General features: G+C 71.2%; 1 protein-coding gene. It reads right to left on the bottom strand.

The window, feature by feature from the left end:
• Window positions 1–306: hypothetical protein (locus tag EN850_RS36960; RefSeq protein WP_210238085.1), on the bottom strand; the 306-nt coding region annotated here is incomplete at both ends.

Raw genomic sequence — 306 nt, 5'->3', positions numbered from 1 at the left:
CTCGCCGCCCCCAAGCCAGTGAGCCCGCATGCGCGATAGCCCGCACCTCCCCGAAGCCTGCGACCTGCTCATCGAAGCCGGTTATGTCGTTCCGATCGAGCCGCATGCGGTGGTGCTGGAAGACCACGCCGTTGCCGTGCGTGGCAGCGAGATCGTCGCCATCCTGCCGCGTGCGGAAGCACGCGCACGCTTCCGCGCTGCGCAGGTCGTCGGCGACGCCGCGCAGCAGGGTCATCGGGTTGTGCGTGTGCGCGTTGACCAGGCCCGGCATCAGCGCGGCCGCGGGGCGGCTGACCACCTGCGCAG

The sequence above is a fragment of the Mesorhizobium sp. M8A.F.Ca.ET.207.01.1.1 genome (assembly GCF_004794715.1).
In the GTDB taxonomy this organism is placed as follows: Bacteria; Pseudomonadota; Alphaproteobacteria; order Rhizobiales; family Rhizobiaceae; genus Mesorhizobium.
This window is presented reverse-complemented; position numbering and strand designations above follow the sequence as displayed.